The organism is Amycolatopsis speibonae, assembly GCF_042647925.1.
Classification (GTDB): Bacteria; Actinomycetota; Actinomycetes; order Mycobacteriales; family Pseudonocardiaceae; genus Amycolatopsis; species Amycolatopsis speibonae.
Genome location: NZ_JBHRWK010000003.1, coordinates 98,843 through 120,046, shown reverse-complemented (window position 1 = coordinate 120,046; position 21,204 = coordinate 98,843). Strand labels below are relative to the sequence as shown.

Genomic DNA, 21,204 nt, shown 5'->3' with positions numbered 1-21,204 from the left:
CGCCTCTTCACCACCACCCAGCCCCAGACAGTGTGATGGGGCAGGGCCTCCGGCCCCGCCCCACCAACACCAACGAACCCCAATCCGAAAACGCAACAGCCTCTGAGGGTAGGCAAGGAGGCCTTCACGGCCGGCCACCAAGCGCATTCAGAGGACTAATTGCGGCTCAGTACTCGTCGTGCCGCTTCCACCAGTGGCCAGGGCCGTCCGTCCCGCGGCCGGACTCCTCCCAGGCCTCCTGTCGCCCGAGCGGCGTCAGATCCAGGTACCGCAGCGTTCCCACCAGCTGGTCCCCGCCGCGAGCCGTGGTGAAGTAGGTCCGGTACACGTCTTCGCCGTCGCGCAGGAAGACGCTGATGCCGAACCCGCCGTCGATGCCGCAGTCCGGGTTGAAGCCGTCGAGGGTCGAGACCCACGGGATGGTCCAGCCCATCCGCTCCTTGTACCGCTCTATCTCGGGCAGCGTCGCCGGCGCGACCACGGACAGCGTGGTGTCGCGGGCGTGCAGATGGGCGAGATGGCCGATGTGATCCACGACCATCGAGCAGCCGGGGCAGCCCGCCTTCTGCCCGGGGGCCAGCATGAAGTGGTAGACGATCAGCTGACGTCGTCCCTCGAACAGCTCCAGCAGCGTGACCCGGCCCTGGGTACCTTCGAATTCGTATCCGCCGTCGAAGCGGACCATCGGCAGCCGCCGCCGTTCGGCGGCGACCGCGTCCGCGGCCCGGGTGAGCTCCTTTTCCTTGGCCAGCAACGCTTCCCGCGCGATCTGCCAGTCTTCTCGCGAGACGATGTCCGGCAGCGTGGTGGTCTCAGTCATCTTTGTCGCCTTTCCGCAGCTCGGCCAGGTGCTGCTCCATCCGGTCGAAGCCGCCTTCCCAGAAGTGCCGATAGCGCTCGACCCAGTCGGAGACCTCGCCGAGCGGGGCGGCCTCCAGCCGGCAGGGCCGCCACTGCGCCGTCCGGCTCCGGCTGATCAAGCCCGCGCGTTCGAGGACCTTCAGGTGTTTGGAGACGGCCTGGAGGCTGACCGAAAAGGGCTCGGCCAGCTCGTTGACGCCGGCCTCGCCGGTGGAGAGGCGGGCGAGGATCGCCCGCCGGGTGGGGTCCGCCAAGGCGGCGAACGTGGCGCTGAGCTGATCAGTGGTCATCGCTGCTCAATCAATCGGTTGTTTAACCTTCCGGTTGAATATACTGGTGCGAGTTGATCTGTCAAGCACGAGTGAGAGCGCCATCACGCAAGTGGGTGGGTTTAAAACAGTAGGAAGTCCTAGTATTTTGGAGGGATGAGCAGCGACCTGCACCGGCCCGTGAACCCCGTTCGGTTCGTGACGGCGTCGAGCCTTTTCGACGGGCACGACGCGTCCATCAACATCATGCGGCGCATCCTGCAGTCACAGGGCGCGGAGGTCGTGCACCTCGGGCACAACCGATCGGTCGACGAGGTCGCCACCGCGGCCATCGCCGAGGACGTCCAGGGCGTGGCCATCAGCGCCTACCAGGGCGGGCACGTCGAGTACTTCAGCTACCTGGTCGAGCTGCTCAACGAGCGCGGCGCGGGGCATATCAAGGTGTTCGGCGGGGGCGGCGGTGTCATCGTCCGCGAGGAGATCGACCTGCTGCACTCGCGGGGGGTCGCGCGGATCTTCTCGCCCGAGGACGGCTACGAAATGGGCCTCCCGGGCATGATCAACCTGATGATCAAGGCCTGCGACACGGACCTTTCCGCGCAGTCGCCGGGTTCGCTGGACAAACTGCTTTCGGGTGACATCCCGGCGTTGTCCCGCGTCATCACGCAGCTTCAGCGCGAGGCGCTGCCGCAAGGCTGGCTCGACAAGATCGCCGAGACCGCCAAGTCGCGGACCGTGCCGGTCCTCGGCATCACCGGAACGGGTGGTTCGGGCAAGTCGTCGCTCACCGACGAGCTGATCCGCCGGTTCCGGCTGGACCAGGAGGACAAGCTCCGCATCGCCGTGCTCGCCGTCGACCCGTCGCGCCGCAAGGGCGGGGGAGCACTGCTCGGCGACCGCATCCGGATGAACTGCCTCGACGGCAGCCCGGTGTACTTCCGCTCGCTGGCCACCCGGACCACCAGCGGCGAGATCCCCACCGGCCTCTCCGAGTCGATCCTCGCCTGCAAGGCGGCGGGCTTCGACCTCGTGATCGTCGAGACGCCGGGTATCGGCCAGGGTGACGCCGGCATCGTCGACTACGTGGACCAGTCGCTGTACGTCATGACGCCGGAGTTCGGCGCGGCGTCGCAGCTGGAGAAGATCGACATGCTCGACTTCGCCGACGCCGTCGCGATCAACAAGTTCGAGCGCCGCGGCGCCGAGGACGCCCGTCGCGACGTCGCGCGCCAGCTCGTCCGCAACCGTGAGGCGTTCAGCTCCTCGCCCGAGGACATGCCGGTCTACGGCACCAGTGCCGCGAAGTTCAACGACGACGGCGTCACCGCGCTCTACCAGCACCTGCGCGACACCCTGGCCGAGCGCGGCCTGACCGTCTTGCCCGGTGTGCTCCCGAAGGCCGAGGGCAAGGTTTCGACCGACGCCAGCACGATCATCCCCGCCAACCGGACGCGCTACCTCGCGGAGATCTCCGACACCGTCCGCGGCTACCACACCAAGACGGAGCAGCAGGTCGCCGCGCTCCGCAAGCGTGAGCACCTCGCCGTCGCCAAGGAGGCGCTGGCCGCCGTCGACGCGAGCACCGACGCGCTCGACGGGCTGCTCGCCGCCGCCGAGTCCGATGTGGACGGTGAGTCGACGGATCTGCTGGCGCGCTTCGGCGTGCTCGCGGAGTCCTACCGCGCCGACGAACTGGTCGTGAAGATCCGCGACAAGGAACTGCACACCCAGCTCTGGCGTGACACGTTGTCCGGCAACCGGATCCCGCGCGTGGCGCTGCCGCGCTACACCGAATCCGGCGAGCTGCTGTCGTTCCTGCGCCGCGAACACCTGCCCGGATACTTCCCCTACACCGCGGGCGTCTTCCCGTTCAAACGCGAGGGCGAGGACCCGGCGCGGATGTTCGCCGGCGAGGGCGACCCCTTCCGCACCAACAAGCGGTTCAAGCTCCTGTCGGCCGACTCGGACGCGAAGCGCCTCTCGACCGCGTTCGACTCCGTGACCCTCTACGGGCACGACCCGCACACCCGCCCCGACATCTACGGCAAGGTCGGCACCTCCGGCGTCTCCATCGCGACGCTGGAGGACATGAAGGTGCTCTACGACGGCTTCGACCTGACGTCGCCGAGCACTTCGGTGTCGATGACGATCAACGGCCCGGCGCCGACGATCCTCGCGTTCTTCCTCAACACCGCGATCGACCAGCGCGTCGAGGCGTTCAAGGCCGAGCACGGCCGCGAGCCGTCCGAAGCCGAGGCCGCCGAACTGCGCGAGTGGGCGCTGCGCAACGTCCGCGGCACCGTGCAGGCGGACATCCTCAAGGAGGACCAGGGGCAGAACACCTGCATCTTCTCCACCGAGTTCAGCCTGCGGATGATGGCCGACATCCAGGAATGGTTCATCGACCACGGCGTGCGGAACTTCTACTCGGTGTCGATCTCCGGCTATCACATCGCCGAGGCCGGGGCGAACCCGATCTCGCAGCTGGCGTTCACCCTGTCGAACGGTTTCACCTACGTCGAGAGCTACCTCGCGCGCGGGATGAGCATCGACGACTTCGCGCCGAACCTGTCGTTCTTCTTCTCCAACGGCATGGACGCCGAGTACACGGTGCTGGGCCGGGTCGCGCGCCGGATCTGGGCGGTCGCGATGCGGGAGCGCTACGGCGCCAACGAGCGCTCGCAGAAGCTCAAGTACCACGTGCAGACCTCCGGCCGTTCGCTGCACGCGCAGGAGATGAGCTTCAACGACATCCGCACCACGCTGCAGGCGCTGTGCGCGCTCTACGACAACGCGAACTCCTTGCACACCAACGCCTTCGACGAGGCGATCACGACGCCGTCGGAAAGCTCGGTGCGCCGGGCGATGGCCATCCAGATGATCATCAACAAGGAATGGGGCCTGTCGAAGAACGAGAACCCGCTGCAGGGTTCGTTCATCATCGACGAGCTGACCGACCTGGTCGAAGAGGCCGTCCTGCTGGAGTTCGACCGGATCTCCGAACGTGGCGGCGTCCTGGGCGCGATGGAGACCGGCTACCAGCGCGGCAAGATCCAGGACGAGTCGATCCTCTACGAACGCCAGAAGCACGACGGCACGTTGCCGATCATCGGCGTCAACACCTTCCGCAACCCGCACGGCGGCGAGAACGACGTCGAGGTCGAACTGGCGCGGGCGACCGAGGACGAGAAGGTGTCGCAGTTGAACCGGCTGGAGGACTTCCAGCACCGGCACCACGCCGACGCGCAGGTCGCGCTCAAGACGCTGCGCGAGGCGGCGACCCGGGGCGGAAACCTGTTCGGCGTGCTGATGGACGCGGCGCGGGTGTGCTCGCTCGGCCAGATCACCGAGGCGTTCTTCGAGGTGGGCGGGCAGTACCGGCGCAATGTCTAGCGGCGCGGGAATATAGCGCGGCGTGTTCGGGTAGTTGCTGAACATGCAGATCGGAATCGCCACCTTCATCACCGACGAAGGCATCAGGCCGGACGTCCTCGCCGCCGCCGCCGAGGAGCGCGGGTTCAGCTCGCTCCAGATCGCGGAGCATTCGCACATCCCGGTCAGCCGGGAGTCGCAGTATCCGGGCGGCGGCGAGCTGCCGCGCGTGTACTACCGGACGCTGGATCCGTTCGTCGCGCTGACGGCGGCGGCCGGCGCCACGTCGAACCTGAAACTGGGCACCGGGGTCGTGCTGCTGCAGCAGCGCGACGTCATCCACACGGCGAAAGAGGTCGCCTCGCTCGACCTCGTCTCACGGGGCCGGTTCATGTTCGGCGTCGGCGTCGGGTGGAACCGGGAGGAAATGCGCAATCACGGCACCGACCCGAAGACGCGGGGCGCGCTCGTCGACGAACAGCTCGCCGCGCTGAAGGAGATCTGGACCAAGGACGAGGCCGAGTTCCACGGCAAGCACATCGACTTCGACCCGATCTTCGCGTGGCCGAAGCCGGTGCAGAAGCCGCATCCGCCGATCTACATCGGTGGCGCGGGGGAAAAGGCGCTCCGGCGGATCGCCGCCTTCGGTGACGGCTGGCTGCCGCACGCCCACACCCCGGCCGAGGAACTCCGCCGGGCGCGCCAGTGGCTGGCCGATCAGGGCCGGAGTGACGTCAAGTTCTCGGCGTTCGGTGCCTCCCCGGAACAGGACGCGCTGAGCAACCTGGTGGAGGGCGGCGTCGACGAGGCCACCTTGTTCCTGCCGACCGAGCCCGAAGCGGCCACACTGGAGCGACTCGACCAGTACGCGAAGGTCGCCGAGAGCTTTCGAAAGGGGCAGCAGGCGTGACTGAGGTTCAAATCGGCTTGGCCGCGGCGCTCGAGCAGTTCTCACCGCGCGAGTCGATCCGGCTGGCCGCGCTCGGCGAGCAGCACGGATTCTCCGGCCAGATGGCCGCCGACCACTTCCAGCCGTGGGTCCCTCAACAGGGTGAAGCTTCCTTCGTCTGGAGCGTGCTCGCCTCGCTGGCGGAGAACACCACCGGCGACCTCGGGCCGGGCGTGACCTGCCCGTCGTTCCGGCTGCATCCGTCGATGGTCGCGCAGGCCGCGGCGACGCTGGAGGCGACCTACCCCGGCCGGACCTGGCTCGGCATCGGCTCCGGTGAGGCGCTCAACGAGCACATCGTCGGCGGCTACTGGCCCGAAGCGCCCGAGCGTGTGCGGCGGATGTTCGAGGCGCTCGAAGTCATCCGGAAGCTGTTCACCGGCAAGGACGTCAAGCACAGCGGCGAGTTCTTCAAGCTCCACACCACCCGGCTGTGGACGCTGCCGGACGAGCCGCCGCCGATCTACATCGCGTCGGCGGGCCCGTACACCTCGCGCAAGACCGGCGAACTCGCGGACGGGCTGATCACGCCGGGCGCGTCGATCGAGAAGCTGGCGGGGATCCTCGACAACTTCGGCACCGGCGCGCGCAAGGCGGGCAAGGACCCGGACTCGATGCCGAAGCTGCTGCAGGTGCACCTGTCGTGGGCCGAGGACGACGAGACGGCGTGGGCCAACGCGATGGACCAGTGGCCCAACGGCGGCATGAAGTTCCCCAAGGCCGACATCCGCTCGCCGTTCGACTTCGCGCAGATGGCGAAACTGGTGCGGCGTGAGGACTTCGAGGGTCGCATGGTCGTCTCGTCCGACCCGGACGTGCACCGCGCGGCACTGCAGAAGTACGTCGACGCCGGCTTCAACCGGATCTACGTCCACAACGTGGGCCGGAACCAGGACGAGTTCATCGAGACCTTCGGCCGGGACGTGCTGCCGAAGCTGACCGCGTAACGCGCGCTCGTGAGTGGTAAGGCTGGTCCTGGCCGTCCTTGCCACTCGCCTGAAGTCCGTGAAGGCCTCCTTCCCTACCTTCAGGGTAGGGAAGGAGGCCTTCACGGACCGAACCTGCGATCAACCGTAGCCAGAATCCGGTAGGTACCTAAGACGCCCTTGACTCTAGCCTTCCTTGCCACTCACGAGGGTTGTCAGACGTTCTTGTCCAGCAGCAGGTGCACCGAGAGCTCCAGCCGGTTCGCGACGTCGGCGGCGGAGGCGCGGCGGGTCACCCAGGCGACCAGGTTCGCCATCCAGACGTCGGCGATCACGTGGAAGATGTCGCGATCGGCCTCGGTCGGGTCCTCGATGCCCATGGCCTTGGCGAACATGTTCTCCATCAGCCGCCCGACCTGCTCGACCTCGGCGGCCGCGGTGGTGTCGGCGAACATGAAGGCGCGGACCATGGCCTCGGTGAGGTGCGGGTCTCGCTGCATCAGCCGGGTGTTGCGGCCGAGGACGACCATGAGCCGCTCGCTCGGGGTGTCGCCGGGGATGGTCGCGCGGTCGAGTTTCTCCTGCGCGCGTTCGAATTCCCTGGCCAGCCCGGAAACCAGCAGGTGGATCTTCGAGGGGAAGTAGCGGTACAGCGTGCCGAGCGCGACGTCCGCCTTCTCGGCGACCGCCCGCATCTGGACCGCGTCGTACCCGCCCTTCGCGGCGAGCGTCAGGGTCGCGTCGATGATGCGGCGCCGCCGGTCGCGTTGTGCCGCGGAGCCGAGTTCCTCGCCGCCCAGAGCGGAGAGACCGTTGCCGCTTCGCGCCTTCGCGCTCGTGGGCGCCTTGGCCTTCCCTGGCATCGCCACGTCCCCCTTCATCGAACGATCTTCGGAACTTGTTCCACTTTCCCCGCGTAGCGTACCTAAGCGGACGAACTGTTCAAGACGTGACCCACTGGGCAAGAAACTGTAACACGTTCTACACTCGCGGGTAGGTCACCGCGAGGAGGTCCCACCCGTGTCGATCGCGCTCACCGAGGAACAGGCGGCGCTGGCCGCGTCGATCCGGGCCTGGGCGGCTTCCGCCCGCCCCGTCGACGCCGTCCGGAGCGGCCGGATCGCCGAACCGCCACCAGGGCTGGCGGAACTCGGCCTGTTCGGCGTGGCGATTCCCGAAGACGTCGGCGGTGCAGGCGGCACGCTCGCCGATCTGGCCGCCGGGCTCGCCGAAGCGGCCGAAGCGCTCGTGCCTGGTCCAGTCCTCGGGACGGCGTTGGGCGGCGCGCTGCTCGCGACGGTTCCCCAGGCCGCCAAGGAGGTCCTGCCCGGTCTCGCGGACGGGACCGAACGGCTGGCGGTGGTACTCGGCCCGGGTTTCCGCGTCTCCGGTTCGGTCGTCGACGGCGAGTCGGGCCCGGCTCTCGACGTTCACCCATCGGCGTGGACGTTGGTTTCGGACGGCGACGTCTCCGCGCTCATTCCACCCGGGACGTCCGGAGCGGACATCGAGGAGTGCGACCCGTTCGACGTGTCTCGGCCGGTCGGCCGTGTCCGGTGCGCGAATGTGCGCCCCGAGGCGGTTTTCGATGCTCTGCCAGTGGATGCCTACGCCGCCACGCTCGGTGCCGCCGAAGCCGCGGGGATCGCCCGGTGGTGTCTTCGGACCGCCGTCGAGTACGCGAAGGTGCGCGAGCAGTTCGGCCGTCCCATCGGGTCTTTCCAGGCGATCAAGCATCTGTGCGCGGAAATGCTCTGCCGCGCCGAAGCCACCGACGCGCTCGCGTGGGACGCGGCGAGGGCGGCCGAAGACCCCGCGCAGCACGCCCTCGCGGCCGCGACCGCCGCGGCCTTCGCCCTCGACGCGGCCGTGGCCAACGCGAAGGACTGCATCCAGATCCTCGGCGGGATCGGCTTCACCTGGGAGCATGACGCGCACTTCTACCTGCGCCGCGCCGTGGCCCTGCGGCAGTGGCTCGGCGGGTCCGCCCGCTGGCGCCGCCGGGCCGCCGAACTCGCGCTGCGCGGAGACCGCCGCACGTTGAGCGTCGAGGTCGGGGAAGACGCCGGACTCCGTGACCTGGTCGGGGAAATCGCCGCCCTGCCGGAGCCGGGACGGCGTGTCGCGCTGGCCGATTCGGGACTGCTGGCCCCGCACTGGCCCGCGCCGTACGGCCGGGGCGCGACGGCCGCCGAACAACTGCGGATCGACGCCGCCCTCGCCGGAGCGGGCGTCCGCCGCCCCGATCTGGTCATCGGCGCCTGGGCCGTGCCGACGCTGCTGGAACACGGTTCCCCGGCCCAGCGCGAACGGTTCGCCGCGCCCACCCTGCGCGGCGAAATCACCTGGTGCCAGCTGTTCAGCGAGCCCGAGGCGGGCTCCGATCTCGCGTCGCTCCGCACGACGGCCCGGCGGACCGACGGCGGCTGGCTGCTGAACGGCCAGAAGGTGTGGACCTCGCTCGCGCGCGAAGCCGATTGGGCGATCTGCCTCGCGCGCACCGATCCGGACGCGCCGAAACACAAGGGGATCACCTACTTCCTCGTCGACATGACCGCCGAGGGGATCAGCACGCGGCCACTGCGCGAGATCACCGGCGACGCCGTCTTCAACGAGGTGTTCCTCGACGACGTCTTCGTCCCGGACGACATGGTCGTCGGCGAGGTCGACGGCGGCTGGCGGCTCGCGCGGACGACGCTGGCGAACGAGCGCGTCGCCCTCGGCAGCGGGTCCGCGGTGGGGGAGGGCGTCGAAAACCTGCTGGCCACCCTCGGCGATGACGCGGATCGGGAGCGGCTCGGCGCGCTGATCGCCGACGGGAGCGCGTGTTCGGTCCTGGACCTGCGGGCGACGCTGCGGCGGCTCGACGGTCAGGACCCGGGCGCCGAGTCGAGCGTGCGCAAACTGCTGGGCGTCCGGCACCGGCAGGCGGTGGCGGAGTTCGCGCTGGAGGCGCTCGGCGAGGACGCCCTCGTGGCCGGTGACCCCGCGCAGCACGAGTTCCTGCTGACCCGGTGCCTCAGTATCGCGGGCGGCACGACCCAGGTGCTGTTGTCCTTGACGGCCGAGCGGCTGCTGGGACTTCCACGGTCCTGAGAGCCGGGTCGTGAAAGTCCCGGTCACGGCTCTATGGCGTGCTATGAAAGGTCCTTTCCTTGCAAAATTTGCAAGGAAAGGACCTTTCATAGCACCGCTGCCCGCAGCCTGTCGGTCCCGTGCTCTAGCGTGCGGGGCGTGGAGTTCGGCACAGGAACCCAAGCCACCTTCGTCCCCTCGGATCCCCCGCGGGACGGTGTGCTGGCGCTCTGGGGAGACGGCACAGCGGGTGACACCGCGATCGAACTCGTGCTGCCGGCGGGAAAGGTCTTCCGGCGCACGAAGGTCGACGCGGCGCTCGTCCCGTTGTCACGCGCGATTCCGCGGCTGCTGACGGCGGACGGCGAGCTGAGCCCGGCCATCGCCGCGTGGTCGGCCGTCGCCGAGGCCGGGGTGAACCTCATCGCCCGTGGCAGGCTGCTTCCTGCGGCTTCACCCGGAGGGGTGGACTCGTGGCGGGTCGGCCCGCTCGACGTCGCCGACGAGGAGATGCTGCGCGGGCTCGCCGCCGCGTTGCCGCCCGAGGCGCACGCGCTGCCGCTGTCCGGGCTGAAACGGATCCGGCTGCACTCGCCGGAGTCGTTGATCCGCGCGTTCTGGGACGCGACGGCGGACGTGCTGGTCCGCACGCCCGCCGCGAGCGTCGCGGCGGGCGGTCCGGCGTTCGCCTCGGCCGAGCCGACGCTGGTCGGGCCGGACGGTGCCGCGTGGCTGGCGGAGCTGAGCGCCCGGCAGGCACAGGGCGCGCATCTCGTCCTGCGCATGGAGGTGTACGAGCCCGAGCACCCCGACGAAGAGCCCGCTTTCGCGGCCGTTCTCGCCGTGCGAAGCGCCGTCGATCCGAGCTTGATCGTCGAGGCGGCGACCTTGTGGGACGCGCCCGAAGCCGTCCTGGAACGGATGGGCGAGCAGGTCGAGACGCAGTTGCTGCTCGGCCTGCGCCGTGGCGCCAGGGCGTGGGCGCCGCTCGGCCGCATCCTCCAGTCGGCCGCGCCGACCGAGCTGGCGCTGGAGTACGAAGAGGTCGTCGACCTGCTGACCCACGGGGACGCGGCGCTCGGCGGCGCCGGCATCGAGGTGCAGTGGCCGAAGGACCTCTTCTCGGGCGAGCTCAAGGCGAAGGCGAGCGCGACGCAGGCCCCGGGCAGTGTCACCGGGCCCGCGTTCACGCTCAAGAGCCTGTTGCAGTTCCGCTGGCGGCTGAGCCTCGGGGAAGAGGAACTGACCGACGACGAGGTCACCGCGCTCGCGGAGGCGAAAAGGCCGCTGGTGCGGCTGCGGGGCAAATGGGTCAAGGTCGACGCGCGCCTGATCGCGAAGGTGCGTGCTCATCGCACGAAGAAGCTGTCCGGGGCCGAGGCGCTGGCCGCGGCGCTCACCGGCGAACTGGAGCTGGACGGCGAGAAGGTCGAGTTCACCGCCCCGTCGGCGCTGACGGACCTGCTCCAGCGCATCCGTGACAGCGCCGCGGAGCCGATCGAGCAGCCCGCCGAACTGAAGGCCACCCTGCGGCCGTATCAGAAGGCGGGTCTCGCCTGGCTGGCGACGATGACCGGGCTCGGTCTCGGCGCGTGCCTCGCCGACGACATGGGGCTGGGCAAGACGATCCAGCTCATCTCCCTGCATCTGCACCGGCGTCCGCGCGGGGAGGGGCCCACGCTCGTCCTGTGCCCGACGTCGTTGCTGGGCAACTGGGAACGCGAATTCGCCCGGTTCGCGCCGGACATCCCGGTGCGCCGGTTCCACGGCGGCGGGCGGCATCTCGACGAGGTCGCGCCGGACGAGGTCGTGCTCGCCACGTACGGCGTTCTCCGCCGGGATCGCGCGACACTGTCCGAAGTGGACTGGGGGATGATCGCCGCCGACGAGGCGCAACACGTCAAGAACCCGCTCTCGGTCACCGCCAAGGAACTGCGGAAGATCCCGGCCGCGGCGAAGGTCGCGCTGACCGGGACACCGATGGAGAACCGGCTCACCGAACTGTGGTCCATCATCGACTGGACGACGCCGGGCCTGCTCGGCTCGCTCGACGGGTTCCGCCGCAAGGTCGCCCGCCCGATCGAACGCGACCGGGACACCGCCGCGACCGAACGGCTGGCCGCGACCGTGCGGCCGTTCCTGTTGCGCCGCAAGAAGACCGACCCGGACATCGCCCCCGAACTGCCGCGCAAGACCGAGACCGACCGGTTCGTCCCGCTCACCGCCGAGCAGACGACGCTGTACGAGGCCGTGGTCCGGGAGAATCTCGCGATGATCCGCGAGCTGGACGGGATGGCCCGGAGCGGGCAGGTGCTCAAGCTGCTCACCGAGCTCAAACAGATCTGCAACCATCCGGCGCAGTACCTCAAGGAACCCGGCGCGCTGCACGGCCGTTCCGGCAAGCTCGCCGCCTTCGAGGAACTGCTCGACGTCATCCTCGACGAGGGCGACAGCGTGCTCGTGTTCAGCCAGTACGTCCAGCTGTGCCGCCTGCTGGAGAAACGCCTGGCCGAACGCGGGCTGCCGACGATGCTGCTGTCCGGGTCGAGCACGCCCAAGGCGCGCGAGGAGATGGTCGCCCGGTTCCAGGCGGGTGAGGTTCCGGTGTTCCTGCTTTCGCTGAAGGCGGGCGGCGTCGGGCTCAACCTGACCAAGGCCACCCACGTGATCCACTACGACCGCTGGTGGAACCCGGCGGTCGAGGACCAGGCCACCGACCGCGCGTACCGGATCGGGCAGGACAGGCCGGTCCAGGTGCACCGGCTGATCGCCGAAGGCACGCTCGAGGAGCGCATCGCCACGGTGCTGGAGACCAAACGCGGGCTGGCCGACGCGGTCATCGGCGCGGGCGAGAACTGGATCACCGAACTGTCCGACGACGAACTCGCCGACCTCGTCCGGCTCGGGGAGACCTGATGCCCGGCGTGACCGGGCGGAAACGGCGCACCTTCGGCAACACGTGGTGGGGCGCGGCGTGGGTCGAGGCCCTGGAGGAGCGCGCCAGCCTCGACCCGAACCGGCTGCCGCGCGGGCGCACGTACGCGCGCAAGGGCACGGTCAGCAAGCTCGTGGTCGGCGCGGGCGAGGTGACGGCCTGGGTGCAGGGCAGCCGGGCGGTGCCGTACCGGGTGACCATCCACATGCGGGCGTTCACCGAGGCGCAGTGGGAGAGCCTGCTCGGCATGGCCGGTTCCCGGCTCGGGCACGTCGCCGCCCTGCTCGACGGCGAACTGCCCGGCGAGCTGGCCGAGGACGCGCGGGCCGCCGGCGCGGATCTGCTGCCCGGCCCCGGTGACCTGCGCCCGAAGTGTTCGTGTCCCGACAGCGCGAACCCGTGCAAGCACGTCGCCGCGGTGTACTACCTGGTCGCCGACGAGGTCGACACCGATCCCTTCGTGCTGTTCCTGTTGCGGGGCAGGCCGAGGGAAGCCGTCCTCGCGGAACTGCGGGCCCGCCGGGCGCCCGCGAGCGAGCCGGGCAAGCGGGTGCGTGCCCCCGCCGCGCCCGGGGTGGACCCGAAACGCGCCTACACCCGGCGGATCGCCGCGCTGCCGCCGCGACTGGCCGTCCCGGGCACGGTCGGGCCGCCCGCGGTCCTGGACCTCGATCCGCCGCATCGCACGGGCTGGAGCAGCGACACGTTCGCGGAACTGGCCGCCGACGCCGCCGCGCGGGCCTGGGAGCTGCTGGTCATGGGGCCCGAACGCGAAGCGGAGCTGTCGTTCGAGGAGGACCTGGCGCGCCGGGCGGCGGCGGTCGATCCGGGCGCGGCCGCCGAGCTCGCCGAGGCCGCCGGGGTCGGGGTGCGGGATCTGGCCGTCTGGGCGCAGGCGTGGCGTGAGGCGGGCCGTGGCGGGATGGCGGTGGTCCGGGAGGTCTGGCCGCCAGGGCAGGCGCCGCTCGCGCAGGCCAAGGCGGACCTCGCCGAATCGGGCCTGCCGGGTGCGCCGAAGATCTGGCGGAACCGGATCACCCAGGGCGGCCTCCAACTGCGCTACGGCCGTGACGAACGCTGGTACCGCTTCGTGCGCGACGGCGAGGGCTGGCGGGTCGACGGCCCGCCGTCCGCGCGGCCGACGGACGTGATCTACCCACCCTAGACCCGCCGCGTTTCGTCCTCTGGTTGCGGTCCTTGCTCGTGCAACTACCGCAACTAGAGGACGAATCGCGCCGGTGGGTGGGTGCGGTGGCTCCATTCCAGGAACCGCTCCACCCCGCGGACCACGTGCGCGCTGCGGATCGAGGGGAAGACGTCGAAGGCGTGCTGCGCGCCGGAGATCTCCGCGTACGCGACTTCCCGCCGGGACTTCTCCCGCAGGCGCCGCACGAATTCGCGGGCCTCGCCCACCGGCACCAGCGAGTCGTGGACGCCGTGGATGACGAAGAACGGCGGCGCGTCCTCGGTGATCCGGTCCAGTGGTGACGCCGCGATGTAGTCGTCGAGGAAGTTCACCGGATCCCTGTCCGCCTCGAAGACGTGCCGGGCGATGAGCGTCTTCAGCCGGGTCTGGCTGGACCGCCGCCCGCTGGTCGCGGCGAAGTCGTACACGCCGTAGTGCGGGGCGCACGCCTGGATGCTCGTGTCCGCTTCGGTGAAGCCGGGCTGCAGCGCCGGGTCGTTCGCGGTCAAGGCCAGGAGCGCCGCGAGGTGCCCGCCCGCCGAACCCCCGGTGACGGCGACGAACGACGGGTCGCCGCCGTAGGACTCGGCGTTGTCCCGGATCCACGCCAGCGCGCGTTTCGCCGCGACGATATGCGCCGGCCAGCGGGCGGCGGGGGAGAGCGGGTAGTTGATCGCGAAGCAGATCCAGCCGCGCTTGGCCATGTGCAGCATCAGCGGCAGGCCCTGCTGGTCCTTGTTGCCGATGACCCACGCGCCGCCGTGCACCTGCAGCAGGATCGGCGCGCCGGTGACCGGCTCGCGCGGGGCGTAGACATCGAGCAGGAACCGTTTCCCGCCGGGCGCGTAGGCGATGTTCCGGGTCCGCCGGACCTCCGGGTCGCGCATGCGGAACGGCATGGCCAGCTGGCCCCAGGGGGTGGCGAGGTCGGTCGGGCTCGGCGGGTGCCCGAGCTCGCCGGCGTAGGCCTCGCCGATGCCTTCGGCCAGCGCTGTCTCGATCTCGCCGCGGGCTCGCTGGGACTGCGTGATCAGCGCGCCCAGCCCGGCCGCCGACGCCGCCGCGAGCGCGAGCCCGGCCTTGCTCGATCCGCCCCGGTGCCGAGCGACGTGGGCCGCCGCGTCGGCCGCGGTGAGCGCGAGCAGATGCGGGGCGAGCTCCCCGGTCAGCCAGCCCGCGAAGAACGCCGGGACCGCCGTCCGGGCACCTCTCGGCGGCTTCAGCGCGTTCGCGGTGAGCGCGAGCTGGAGTGCCTGGCGGACGACGAAACTCGGCTGCATGGGCACCGATCCTACCGTCGGGTGACCGCCTAGAACCGGTTGCAAAGTTCACTTAAGGTGATTCTTATGCAGAGATTGAGCGGTCTGGACGCGAGTTTCCTCTACCTGGAGACACCGACCCAGGTCCTGCACGTATGCGGGCTGCTCACGCTGGACGGTTCGACCATGCCCGGTGGCTACGACTTCGAGCGCTTCAAGGAGAAACTGGCCGAACGGGTCCAGCTGATCCCGGCATTCCGGCGCAAGCTGCACAATCCACTCTGGAATCTGACGCATCCGGTCTGGGTCGAGGACGAGGACTTCGACCTCGAAGCCCACGTTCACCGGATCGGCGTACCCGCGCCCGGTGACCGGCGCGAACTGGCCGAGCTGTGCGCCCACATCGCGGGACAACGGCTGGACCGCGCGCAGCCGCTCTGGCAGTTGTACGTCATCGAAGGCCTGGCGGACGGCGGGATCGCGGTCCTGCTGAAGATGCACCACGCCAGTGTCGACGGGGTCAGCGGCGCCAGCCTGATCACCTATCTCGCCGGCCTCGAACCTGACGCGCCGCCGCCGGAGATCGCGCGTGACGATCGCCACAACGGGGGCGTCCCCGGCAGGCGCGCGTTGCTCGGCGCCGGTCTGACGTCGTTCGCGAAACGTCCGGTGGAGGTGGCGAAACTCCTCCCGGACCTGCTCGAACTGGTGCCGAAATGGCTCGGTAAAGCCCTGCAGGGCAAGGGAATGCCGGTCCCGTTCACCGCGCCGCGCACGTCGTTCAACGGGACGATCACGGCACACCGCAGCGTCGCGTACACCTCACTCGATCTCGACGAGGTCAAACGGATCAAGAACGCCTTCGGGGTGACCGTCAACGACGTCGTCCTCGCGGTCGTTTCCGGCGCGCTGCGCCGGTTCTTGCGGGAGCGCGGCGAACTGCCGGAAGATCCGCTGGTGGCGACCGTGCCGGTGTCGGTGCACGGACGTACCGAACGCGACCACGGCAGCAACAAGGTCTCGGCGTTCTTCGCGTCGCTGCCCACCCATCTGGAAGACCCCGCCGCGCGGGTGTTCATGCTCGCGGAGTCGAACCGGCTCTCCAAGGACCACCACCACGACATCCACGCCGACATGCTCGGAGACTGGGCCCAATTCTCGGCGGCGACCATGTTCGGCCTCGCGGTGCGCGCGTATTCCGCGCTGCGCCTGGCCGAACGGCATCCGGTGGTGCACAACCTGGTGGTGTCCAATGTGCCCGGTCCGCCGCTGCCGCTGTACCTGCTGGGCTGCCGGATCACCGGGCTCTATCCGCTCGGTCCGGTGTTCCACGGCGCCGGGCTCAACGTCACCGTGCTGTCCAACGCGGGCCGGGTCGACGTCGGCCTGCTCGGCGCCCGGGAACTCACCGGAGACCTGTGGCCGCTCGCCGACCACTTCCCCGGCGCTCTCGAGGAACTGCTCGAAGCCACGCCCTGAGCTTTCGCGCTGCCTCCGTCTCCCATGGGGGTTGCCGTCCGGGCTCCTTCCGGTTAAGACTAGAACAGGTTTCAGTATTATGCCCGTTCGCCCCGGTGAGGAGCCAGTGTGGACTTCCAGTTCGACGAGACGCAGACCGAGGTCACCGCGCTGACCGCGCGCGTGCTCGGCAAGGAGCGCGAGCCCGCGGACACGTGGCGCGCGCTCGCCGACGCCGGTCTGCTCGCGCTGGCGCTGCCCGCCGAACTCGGCGGTGACGGCCTCGGCGTCGCCGAAGTCGCCTTGGTGCTGACCGAACTCGGCCGCGTCGCCTCGCCGACGCCCGCGCTGGCGTCGCTGGCCTTCGGTGTCCTGCCGGTCACGGCGCTCGGAGGCCCGGACCAGCGTGCGGCGATGCTCCCGCCTGTCGCCGCGGGTGAATCCGTGCTCACCGCCGCGCTGCACGAACCTTCCGCGCCGTTCACCACCCGGCCCGCGACCGTCGCGGAATCGGCCGGGGACTGGCGGCTGAGCGGGGTCAAGGTCGGCGTGCCGTTCGCGGCGGAGGCCACCCGGATCCTCACGCCCGTCTCGCTGCCCGGCGGCACCGGGGTCTTCCTGATCGATCCGCAGGCCGACGGCGTGACGCTGACGCCGACGAGAACTTCTTCCGGCACACCGGACTACACGATGACGCTGGACTCCGTGACCGTCACCGACGCCGATCTCCTCAACGGGCACGGCCCCGGCGAATCGATCGCGACGCTGTACCGGTTCGCGCTCGCGGGCACCGTGGCGTTCGGTGACGGGCTGCTGGCCGGAGCGCTCGCGCTGACCACCAAGCACGTCGGCGAACGCGAGCAGTTCGGGCGCCCGCTGGCGGCGTTCCAGGCGGTGGCGCAACAGATCGCGGACGTCTACGTCGCGTCGAGGACCGTCCAGCTGGCCACGCGTTCGGCGGTCTGGCGGCTCGCGGCGGGGCTCGACGCCGAAGCGGAACTCGACATCGCGGCGTACTGGCTGGCGGAGGAGGCGCCCGAGGCGCTGGCCGTCTGCCATCACCTGCACGGCGGGATCGGCGTGGACGAAACGTATCCACTGCACCGATTCTCGTCGGCGGTCAAGGATCTGGGACGAACGCTCGGCGGCGCCACGCATCGGCTGGCCGCCTTGGGCGAACTGGTGGCGGGGTGAGAATGCTGATCGAACTGACCGCGGCGCAGCAGCAGCTGCGTATGGAACTGCGCAAGTACTTCGCCGGTCTGGTGAGCGCCGACGAGCGGCGCGCGATGCTGCGCGAGCGGCACGGACCGGTGTACCGCGAGATCGTGCGGCGGATGGGCCGCGACGGCTGGCTCGGCGTCGGCTGGCCGGAACAGTACGGCGGCCGGGGTTTCGGCGAGATCGAGCAGCACCTCTTCGTCGACGAGGCCGCCCGTGCCGACGTCCAGCTGCCGTCGGTGACGCTGCAGACCGTCGGGCCGACGTTGCAGGCTTTCGGCACCGAGGAACAGAAGTCCTTGTTCCTGCCCAAGATCCTCGCGGGCGAGGTCCATTTCGCCATCGGCTACACCGAACCCGACGCGGGAACGGACCTCGCGTCGCTGCGGACCACCGCCGTGCGCGAGGGTGACGAGTACGTCGTCAACGGCCAGAAGACCTTCACCACCGGCGGGCACGACGCCGACTACCTCTGGCTGGCCGTGCGGACCGCGCCGGACGCGCCGAAGCACAAAGGGATCTCGATCCTCATCATGGACACCCGGGATCCTGGCTACTCCTGGACGCCGATCATCACCTGCGACGGCGCGCACCACGTGAACGCCACCTACTACTCGGACGTCCGGGTGCCCGCGAACATGCTGGTGGGCAAGGAGAACGAGGGCTGGCGGCTGATCACCACCCAGCTGAACCACGAACGCGTCATGCTCGGCCCCGCCGGGCGCATCGGCGGGCTCCACGACCGCGTCCGCGACTGGGCGGCGTCCCGGAAGACCCCGGACGGCACGCCGTTGCTCCAGCTATCCGACGTCCGCGGCGTCCTCGCGGAAGCCCTGGCGACCGCCCGGGTCAACGAACTGCTGAACTGGCAGGTCGCGGCGTCGTCGGCGACCGGACCGGTGGCGGTGGCCGACGCGTCGGCCACCAAGATCTTCGGTTCCGAACGCATCCAGCGGCTGGCCAGGAGACTGGAGGAGATCGTGGCGCGACACGGCGATCAGGCCGACGCCGAAACCGCGGGCCTGGCACGGTGGCTGGACGTGGTGGCCAAACGCAATCTGGTGCTGACCTTCGGCGGCGGCGTCAACGAGATCCAGCGCGAGCTGATCGCCACCGCCGGGCTCGGCTTGCCGAGGGTGCCGCGATGAGTATCCAAGAAGCGGCCGAACGCATCGCCGCGCAAGGGGAATCCGCGCCGAGGGCCGCCCGTGACGCGGTCAACCAGGCGATGGTGAACAACTGGGTCGAAGCCATCGGCGACCGCAACCCGGTGTACGTCGACGAAGAGTTCGCCGCCAAGAGTGTCCACAAGGGACTTGTCGCGCCGCCCGCGATGGCGCAGGTGTGGACCATGGGCGGGCTGCACTGGACCAGGGCTTCGGACGACCCGCTCGGTGCGATGATGGAGGTGCTCGACGAGGCCGGGTTCACCTCGGTCGTCGCGACCAACTCCGACCAGAACTACTTCCGCTACCTCCGCCACGGTGAACGGGTCGAGGCGACGGCGAAGCTGGAGAGCGTCGTCGGGCCGAAACGCACGGCGCTGGGCGAAGGCTGGTTCGTGACCACGAAGACCACCTGGTACGTCGGCGACGAGGCCGTCGCGGACATGGTGTTCCGGGTGCTGAAGTTCCGCCCGCCGGGTGCCGAGCCCGTCAAGCAGGCCGCCCCGGTCCTGCGGCCGGTGATCAGCAAGGACACCGAGTTCTTCTGGGCCGGGCTGCGCGAAGGGGAGCTGCGGATCCAGCGCTGGGGCGAAACCCTGCGGCATCCGCCCGGCCCCATGCCGCCGGATGGCGACCTCGACGCCAAACCGGACCATGTCGTCGCGTCCGGCCGCGGAACGGTCTACAGCTACGTGGTGCACCACCATCCGAAGGTCCCCGGCAAGGACGTGCCGTTCGTGGTCGCGCTCGTCGAACTGGAGGAGGGTGTCCGGGTGATGGGCGAACTGCTCGACGCCGATCCCGAAGCCGTCCACATCGGACTCCGGGTGGAAGCCGCTTTCGTGAAGGTCGACGAGGAACTGACGTTGCCCGCTTGGAGGGTGGCGCGATGAAGGACTGTCCGGTCGGCACCGAACTGCCGCCGCTGACGATCGAGGCCACCCCGACCTTCGTGGTGAGCACCGCGCTGGCGACCCGCGATTTCCAGGACGTCCACCACGACCGCGACGCCGCCGTGCGGCGCGGGTCGAAGGACATCTTCCTCAACATCCTCACCGACACCGGCCTGGTGCAGAAGTTCGTCACCGACTGGGCGGGACCGGAGGCGTTCGTGCGGTCGATCAAGATCCGGCTCGGCGTGCCCTGCTACGCCTACGACACCCTGACCTTCACCGGCCGGGTCACGGAACGGGACGGTGCCGACGTAGTGATCGCGGTGTCCGGTGTGGACAGTCTCGGCGAACACGTGGTGGGCACCGTGGCGCTCACGTTGGGAGGCGAGTGATGACCCTGTCCGGACGGGCGGCGATCGCCGGGATCGGCGCGACCGAGTTCTCGAAGGATTCCGGGCGCAGCGAGCTGCGGCTGGCGGCGGAAGCGGTTTCGAGCGCGCTGAAGGACGCCGGACTCTCGCCGTCCGATGTGGACGGTCTGGTGTCGTTCACCATGGACGGCAACAGTGAGATCGCCGTGGCGCGGGAGCTGGGCATCCCCGAACTCAAGTTCTTCAGCCGGATCCACTACGGTGGCGGCGCGGCCGCGGCGACCGTGCAACAGGCCGCGATGGCCGTCGCGACCGGCGTCGCGGACGTCGTCGTCGCGTACCGGGCGTTCAACGAACGGTCCGGGATGCGGTTCGGGCAGGTGTCCTCGGCCGCGGCGGGGCAGGTGAACTCGTCCGGCGTCGACAACGCGTTCCACTACCCGATGGGGATCGCGACCCCGGCCGCGACCGTCGCCATGTTGGCCCGGCGCTACATGCACGAGTACGGCGCGACCAGCGAGGACTTCGGCCGGGTGGCCGTCATCGACCGCGCCCGCGCGGCGACGAACCCGAAGGCGTGGTTCTACGGCAAGCCGATCACCCTCGAAGACCATCAAGCGTCCCGCTGGGTCGCCGAACCGTTGCACCTGCTGGACTGCTGCCAGGAGAGCGACGGCGGGGTCGCCCTGGTGATCACCAGCGCGGAACGGGCGCGCGACCTGCCGCACCGGCCCGCCGTGATCGCGGCGGCCGCGCAGGGGAGTGGTCCGGACCAGTACGTGATGACCAGCTACTACCGCGACGACCTCCCGGCGCTGCCCGAGATGGGCGTCGTGGGACGGCAGCTGTGGGCGCAGTCCGGGCTCGGGCCCGGTGACATGGATCTCGCCGTGCTGTACGACCACTTCACCCCTTATGTCCTGATGCAGCTGGAAGAACTCGGCTTCTGCGGCAAGGGCGAGGCCAAGGACTTCATCGGTGGCGGCACCCTGGAACTCGACGGGAAACTCCCGCTCAACCCGCACGGCGGTCAGCTGGGGGAGGCCTACATCCACGGGATGAACGGGATCGCCGAAGGGGTCCGGCAGCTACGGGGCGACGCCGCCAACCAGGTCGACGGGGCCGCCCGGGTGCTCGTGACCGCCGGTACCGGCGTACCTACGAGCGGACTGGTCCTGACCGCGGACTGAGATCACCTCAATGCCCGATGGTGTACTAGTGCGCCACCTGCGACGGTGAGAGGCAAACCGGCCAGGAGGGTGA

The 21,204-nt window shown here is 69.8% G+C and carries 16 protein-coding genes; 12 read left to right on the top strand and 4 right to left on the bottom strand.

Annotated features, from left to right (window positions below):
- Positions 1–166: 166 nt before the first annotated feature.
- On the bottom strand, positions 167–820 hold the full coding sequence (locus ACFOSH_RS01430; protein WP_378236726.1) for a DUF899 domain-containing protein: 654 nt from the start codon (positions 818–820) through the stop codon (positions 167–169).
- Positions 813–1,151, bottom strand: a complete 339-nt coding sequence (locus ACFOSH_RS01425) for an ArsR/SmtB family transcription factor (RefSeq protein ID WP_378236725.1) — start codon at positions 1,149–1,151, stop codon at positions 813–815. The genes ACFOSH_RS01430 and ACFOSH_RS01425 overlap by 8 nt, the downstream gene beginning before the upstream one ends.
- A 135-nt stretch (positions 1,152–1,286) precedes the next feature.
- On the opposite strand from ACFOSH_RS01425, the gene icmF reads away from it, so the two are divergent.
- The 3 genes from icmF to ACFOSH_RS01410 are packed head-to-tail and all read left to right on the top strand — an operon-like array spanning position 1,287 to position 6,398.
- Positions 1,287–4,523 (top strand): fused isobutyryl-CoA mutase/GTPase IcmF, encoded by a 3,237-nt coding sequence (gene icmF / locus ACFOSH_RS01420; RefSeq protein ID WP_378236724.1) that lies wholly within the window; start codon positions 1,287–1,289, stop codon positions 4,521–4,523.
- A gap of 43 nt (positions 4,524–4,566) precedes the next feature.
- A complete protein-coding gene (locus tag ACFOSH_RS01415; RefSeq protein WP_378236723.1) occupies positions 4,567–5,412 on the top strand; it encodes an LLM class F420-dependent oxidoreductase in 846 nt (281 codons plus the stop codon).
- The gene (locus tag ACFOSH_RS01410; RefSeq protein WP_378236722.1) at positions 5,409–6,398 is read left to right on the top strand and encodes a TIGR03557 family F420-dependent LLM class oxidoreductase; all 990 of its coding nucleotides are present in this window, start codon (positions 5,409–5,411) and stop codon (positions 6,396–6,398) included. Before ACFOSH_RS01415 ends, ACFOSH_RS01410 begins: the two co-directional genes overlap by 4 nt.
- 194 nt (positions 6,399–6,592) lie before the next feature.
- Here ACFOSH_RS01410 and kstR read toward each other — a convergent pair whose 3' ends face one another.
- On the bottom strand, positions 6,593–7,240 hold the full coding sequence (kstR, locus tag ACFOSH_RS01405) for a cholesterol catabolism transcriptional regulator KstR (RefSeq protein WP_039796120.1): 648 nt from the start codon (positions 7,238–7,240) through the stop codon (positions 6,593–6,595).
- A 157-nt stretch (positions 7,241–7,397) separates the two neighbouring features.
- Here kstR and ACFOSH_RS01400 point away from each other — a divergent pair, with 157 nt between their 5' ends.
- The 3 genes from ACFOSH_RS01400 to ACFOSH_RS01390 all read left to right on the top strand — a co-directional run bounded on the left by ACFOSH_RS01400 (position 7,398) and on the right by ACFOSH_RS01390 (position 13,552).
- On the top strand, positions 7,398–9,473 hold the full coding sequence (locus tag ACFOSH_RS01400; protein ID WP_378236721.1) for an acyl-CoA dehydrogenase family protein: 2,076 nt from the start codon (positions 7,398–7,400) through the stop codon (positions 9,471–9,473).
- Positions 9,474–9,602: 129 nt separating this feature from the next.
- Positions 9,603–12,368: a DEAD/DEAH box helicase gene (locus tag ACFOSH_RS01395; RefSeq protein WP_378236720.1), complete on the top strand. Its 2,766-nt coding sequence runs from the start codon at positions 9,603–9,605 to the stop codon at positions 12,366–12,368.
- Positions 12,368–13,552, top strand: coding sequence for an SWIM zinc finger family protein (locus ACFOSH_RS01390; protein ID WP_378236719.1), 1,185 nt, complete (start codon positions 12,368–12,370; stop codon positions 13,550–13,552). The genes ACFOSH_RS01395 and ACFOSH_RS01390 overlap by 1 nt, the downstream gene beginning before the upstream one ends.
- A gap of 53 nt (positions 13,553–13,605) precedes the next feature.
- Here the strand turns inward: ACFOSH_RS01390 and ACFOSH_RS01385 are convergent, their stop codons facing one another.
- Positions 13,606–14,853 (bottom strand): alpha/beta hydrolase fold domain-containing protein, encoded by a 1,248-nt coding sequence (locus ACFOSH_RS01385; protein WP_378236718.1) that lies wholly within the window; start codon positions 14,851–14,853, stop codon positions 13,606–13,608.
- Positions 14,854–14,919: 66 nt separating this feature from the next.
- Here ACFOSH_RS01385 and ACFOSH_RS01380 point away from each other — a divergent pair, with 66 nt between their 5' ends.
- The 6 genes from ACFOSH_RS01380 to ACFOSH_RS01355 all read left to right on the top strand — a co-directional run bounded on the left by ACFOSH_RS01380 (position 14,920) and on the right by ACFOSH_RS01355 (position 21,131).
- On the top strand, positions 14,920–16,311 hold the full coding sequence (locus tag ACFOSH_RS01380) for a WS/DGAT/MGAT family O-acyltransferase (protein ID WP_378236717.1): 1,392 nt from the start codon (positions 14,920–14,922) through the stop codon (positions 16,309–16,311).
- A gap of 108 nt (positions 16,312–16,419) precedes the next feature.
- Positions 16,420–17,484 carry an acyl-CoA dehydrogenase family protein gene (locus ACFOSH_RS01375; RefSeq protein WP_378236716.1) on the top strand — a complete coding sequence of 355 codons (1,065 nt, stop codon included), beginning with the start codon at positions 16,420–16,422 and terminating at the stop codon, positions 17,482–17,484.
- Between the two features lie 2 nt (positions 17,485–17,486).
- Entirely contained in the window at positions 17,487–18,659 is a 1,173-nt protein-coding gene (locus tag ACFOSH_RS01370) for an acyl-CoA dehydrogenase family protein (RefSeq protein WP_378236715.1), read from the top strand.
- Positions 18,656–19,570: a bifunctional MaoC family dehydratase N-terminal/OB-fold nucleic acid binding domain-containing protein gene (locus ACFOSH_RS01365; protein WP_378236714.1), complete on the top strand. Its 915-nt coding sequence runs from the start codon at positions 18,656–18,658 to the stop codon at positions 19,568–19,570. The genes ACFOSH_RS01370 and ACFOSH_RS01365 overlap by 4 nt, the downstream gene beginning before the upstream one ends.
- On the top strand, positions 19,567–19,962 hold the full coding sequence (locus ACFOSH_RS01360; RefSeq protein WP_378236712.1) for a MaoC family dehydratase: 396 nt from the start codon (positions 19,567–19,569) through the stop codon (positions 19,960–19,962). Before ACFOSH_RS01365 ends, ACFOSH_RS01360 begins: the two co-directional genes overlap by 4 nt.
- On the top strand, positions 19,962–21,131 hold the full coding sequence (locus tag ACFOSH_RS01355) for a lipid-transfer protein (protein WP_378236711.1): 1,170 nt from the start codon (positions 19,962–19,964) through the stop codon (positions 21,129–21,131). Before ACFOSH_RS01360 ends, ACFOSH_RS01355 begins: the two co-directional genes overlap by 1 nt.
- Positions 21,132–21,204: the final 73 nt, after the last annotated feature.

Excerpts from the sequence above, each read along its gene's own strand:
- ACFOSH_RS01430 (WP_378236726.1), bottom strand. The coding sequence starts at position 820 with ATGACTGAGACCACCACGCTGCCGGACATCGTCTCGCGAGAAGACTGG.
- ACFOSH_RS01425 (WP_378236725.1), bottom strand. The coding sequence starts at position 1,151 with ATGACCACTGATCAGCTCAGCGCCACGTTCGCCGCCTTGGCGGACCCC.
- icmF (WP_378236724.1), top strand. The coding sequence starts at position 1,287 with ATGAGCAGCGACCTGCACCGGCCCGTGAACCCCGTTCGGTTCGTGACG.
- ACFOSH_RS01415 (WP_378236723.1), top strand. The coding sequence starts at position 4,567 with ATGCAGATCGGAATCGCCACCTTCATCACCGACGAAGGCATCAGGCCG.
- kstR (WP_039796120.1), bottom strand. The coding sequence starts at position 7,240 with ATGCCAGGGAAGGCCAAGGCGCCCACGAGCGCGAAGGCGCGAAGCGGC.
- ACFOSH_RS01390 (WP_378236719.1), top strand. The coding sequence starts at position 12,368 with ATGCCCGGCGTGACCGGGCGGAAACGGCGCACCTTCGGCAACACGTGG.
- ACFOSH_RS01385 (WP_378236718.1), bottom strand. The coding sequence starts at position 14,853 with ATGCAGCCGAGTTTCGTCGTCCGCCAGGCACTCCAGCTCGCGCTCACC.
- ACFOSH_RS01380 (WP_378236717.1), top strand. The coding sequence starts at position 14,920 with ATGCAGAGATTGAGCGGTCTGGACGCGAGTTTCCTCTACCTGGAGACA.
- ACFOSH_RS01370 (WP_378236715.1), top strand. The coding sequence starts at position 17,487 with ATGCTGATCGAACTGACCGCGGCGCAGCAGCAGCTGCGTATGGAACTG.
- ACFOSH_RS01365 (WP_378236714.1), top strand. The coding sequence starts at position 18,656 with ATGAGTATCCAAGAAGCGGCCGAACGCATCGCCGCGCAAGGGGAATCC.
- ACFOSH_RS01360 (WP_378236712.1), top strand. The coding sequence starts at position 19,567 with ATGAAGGACTGTCCGGTCGGCACCGAACTGCCGCCGCTGACGATCGAG.
- ACFOSH_RS01355 (WP_378236711.1), top strand. The coding sequence starts at position 19,962 with ATGACCCTGTCCGGACGGGCGGCGATCGCCGGGATCGGCGCGACCGAG.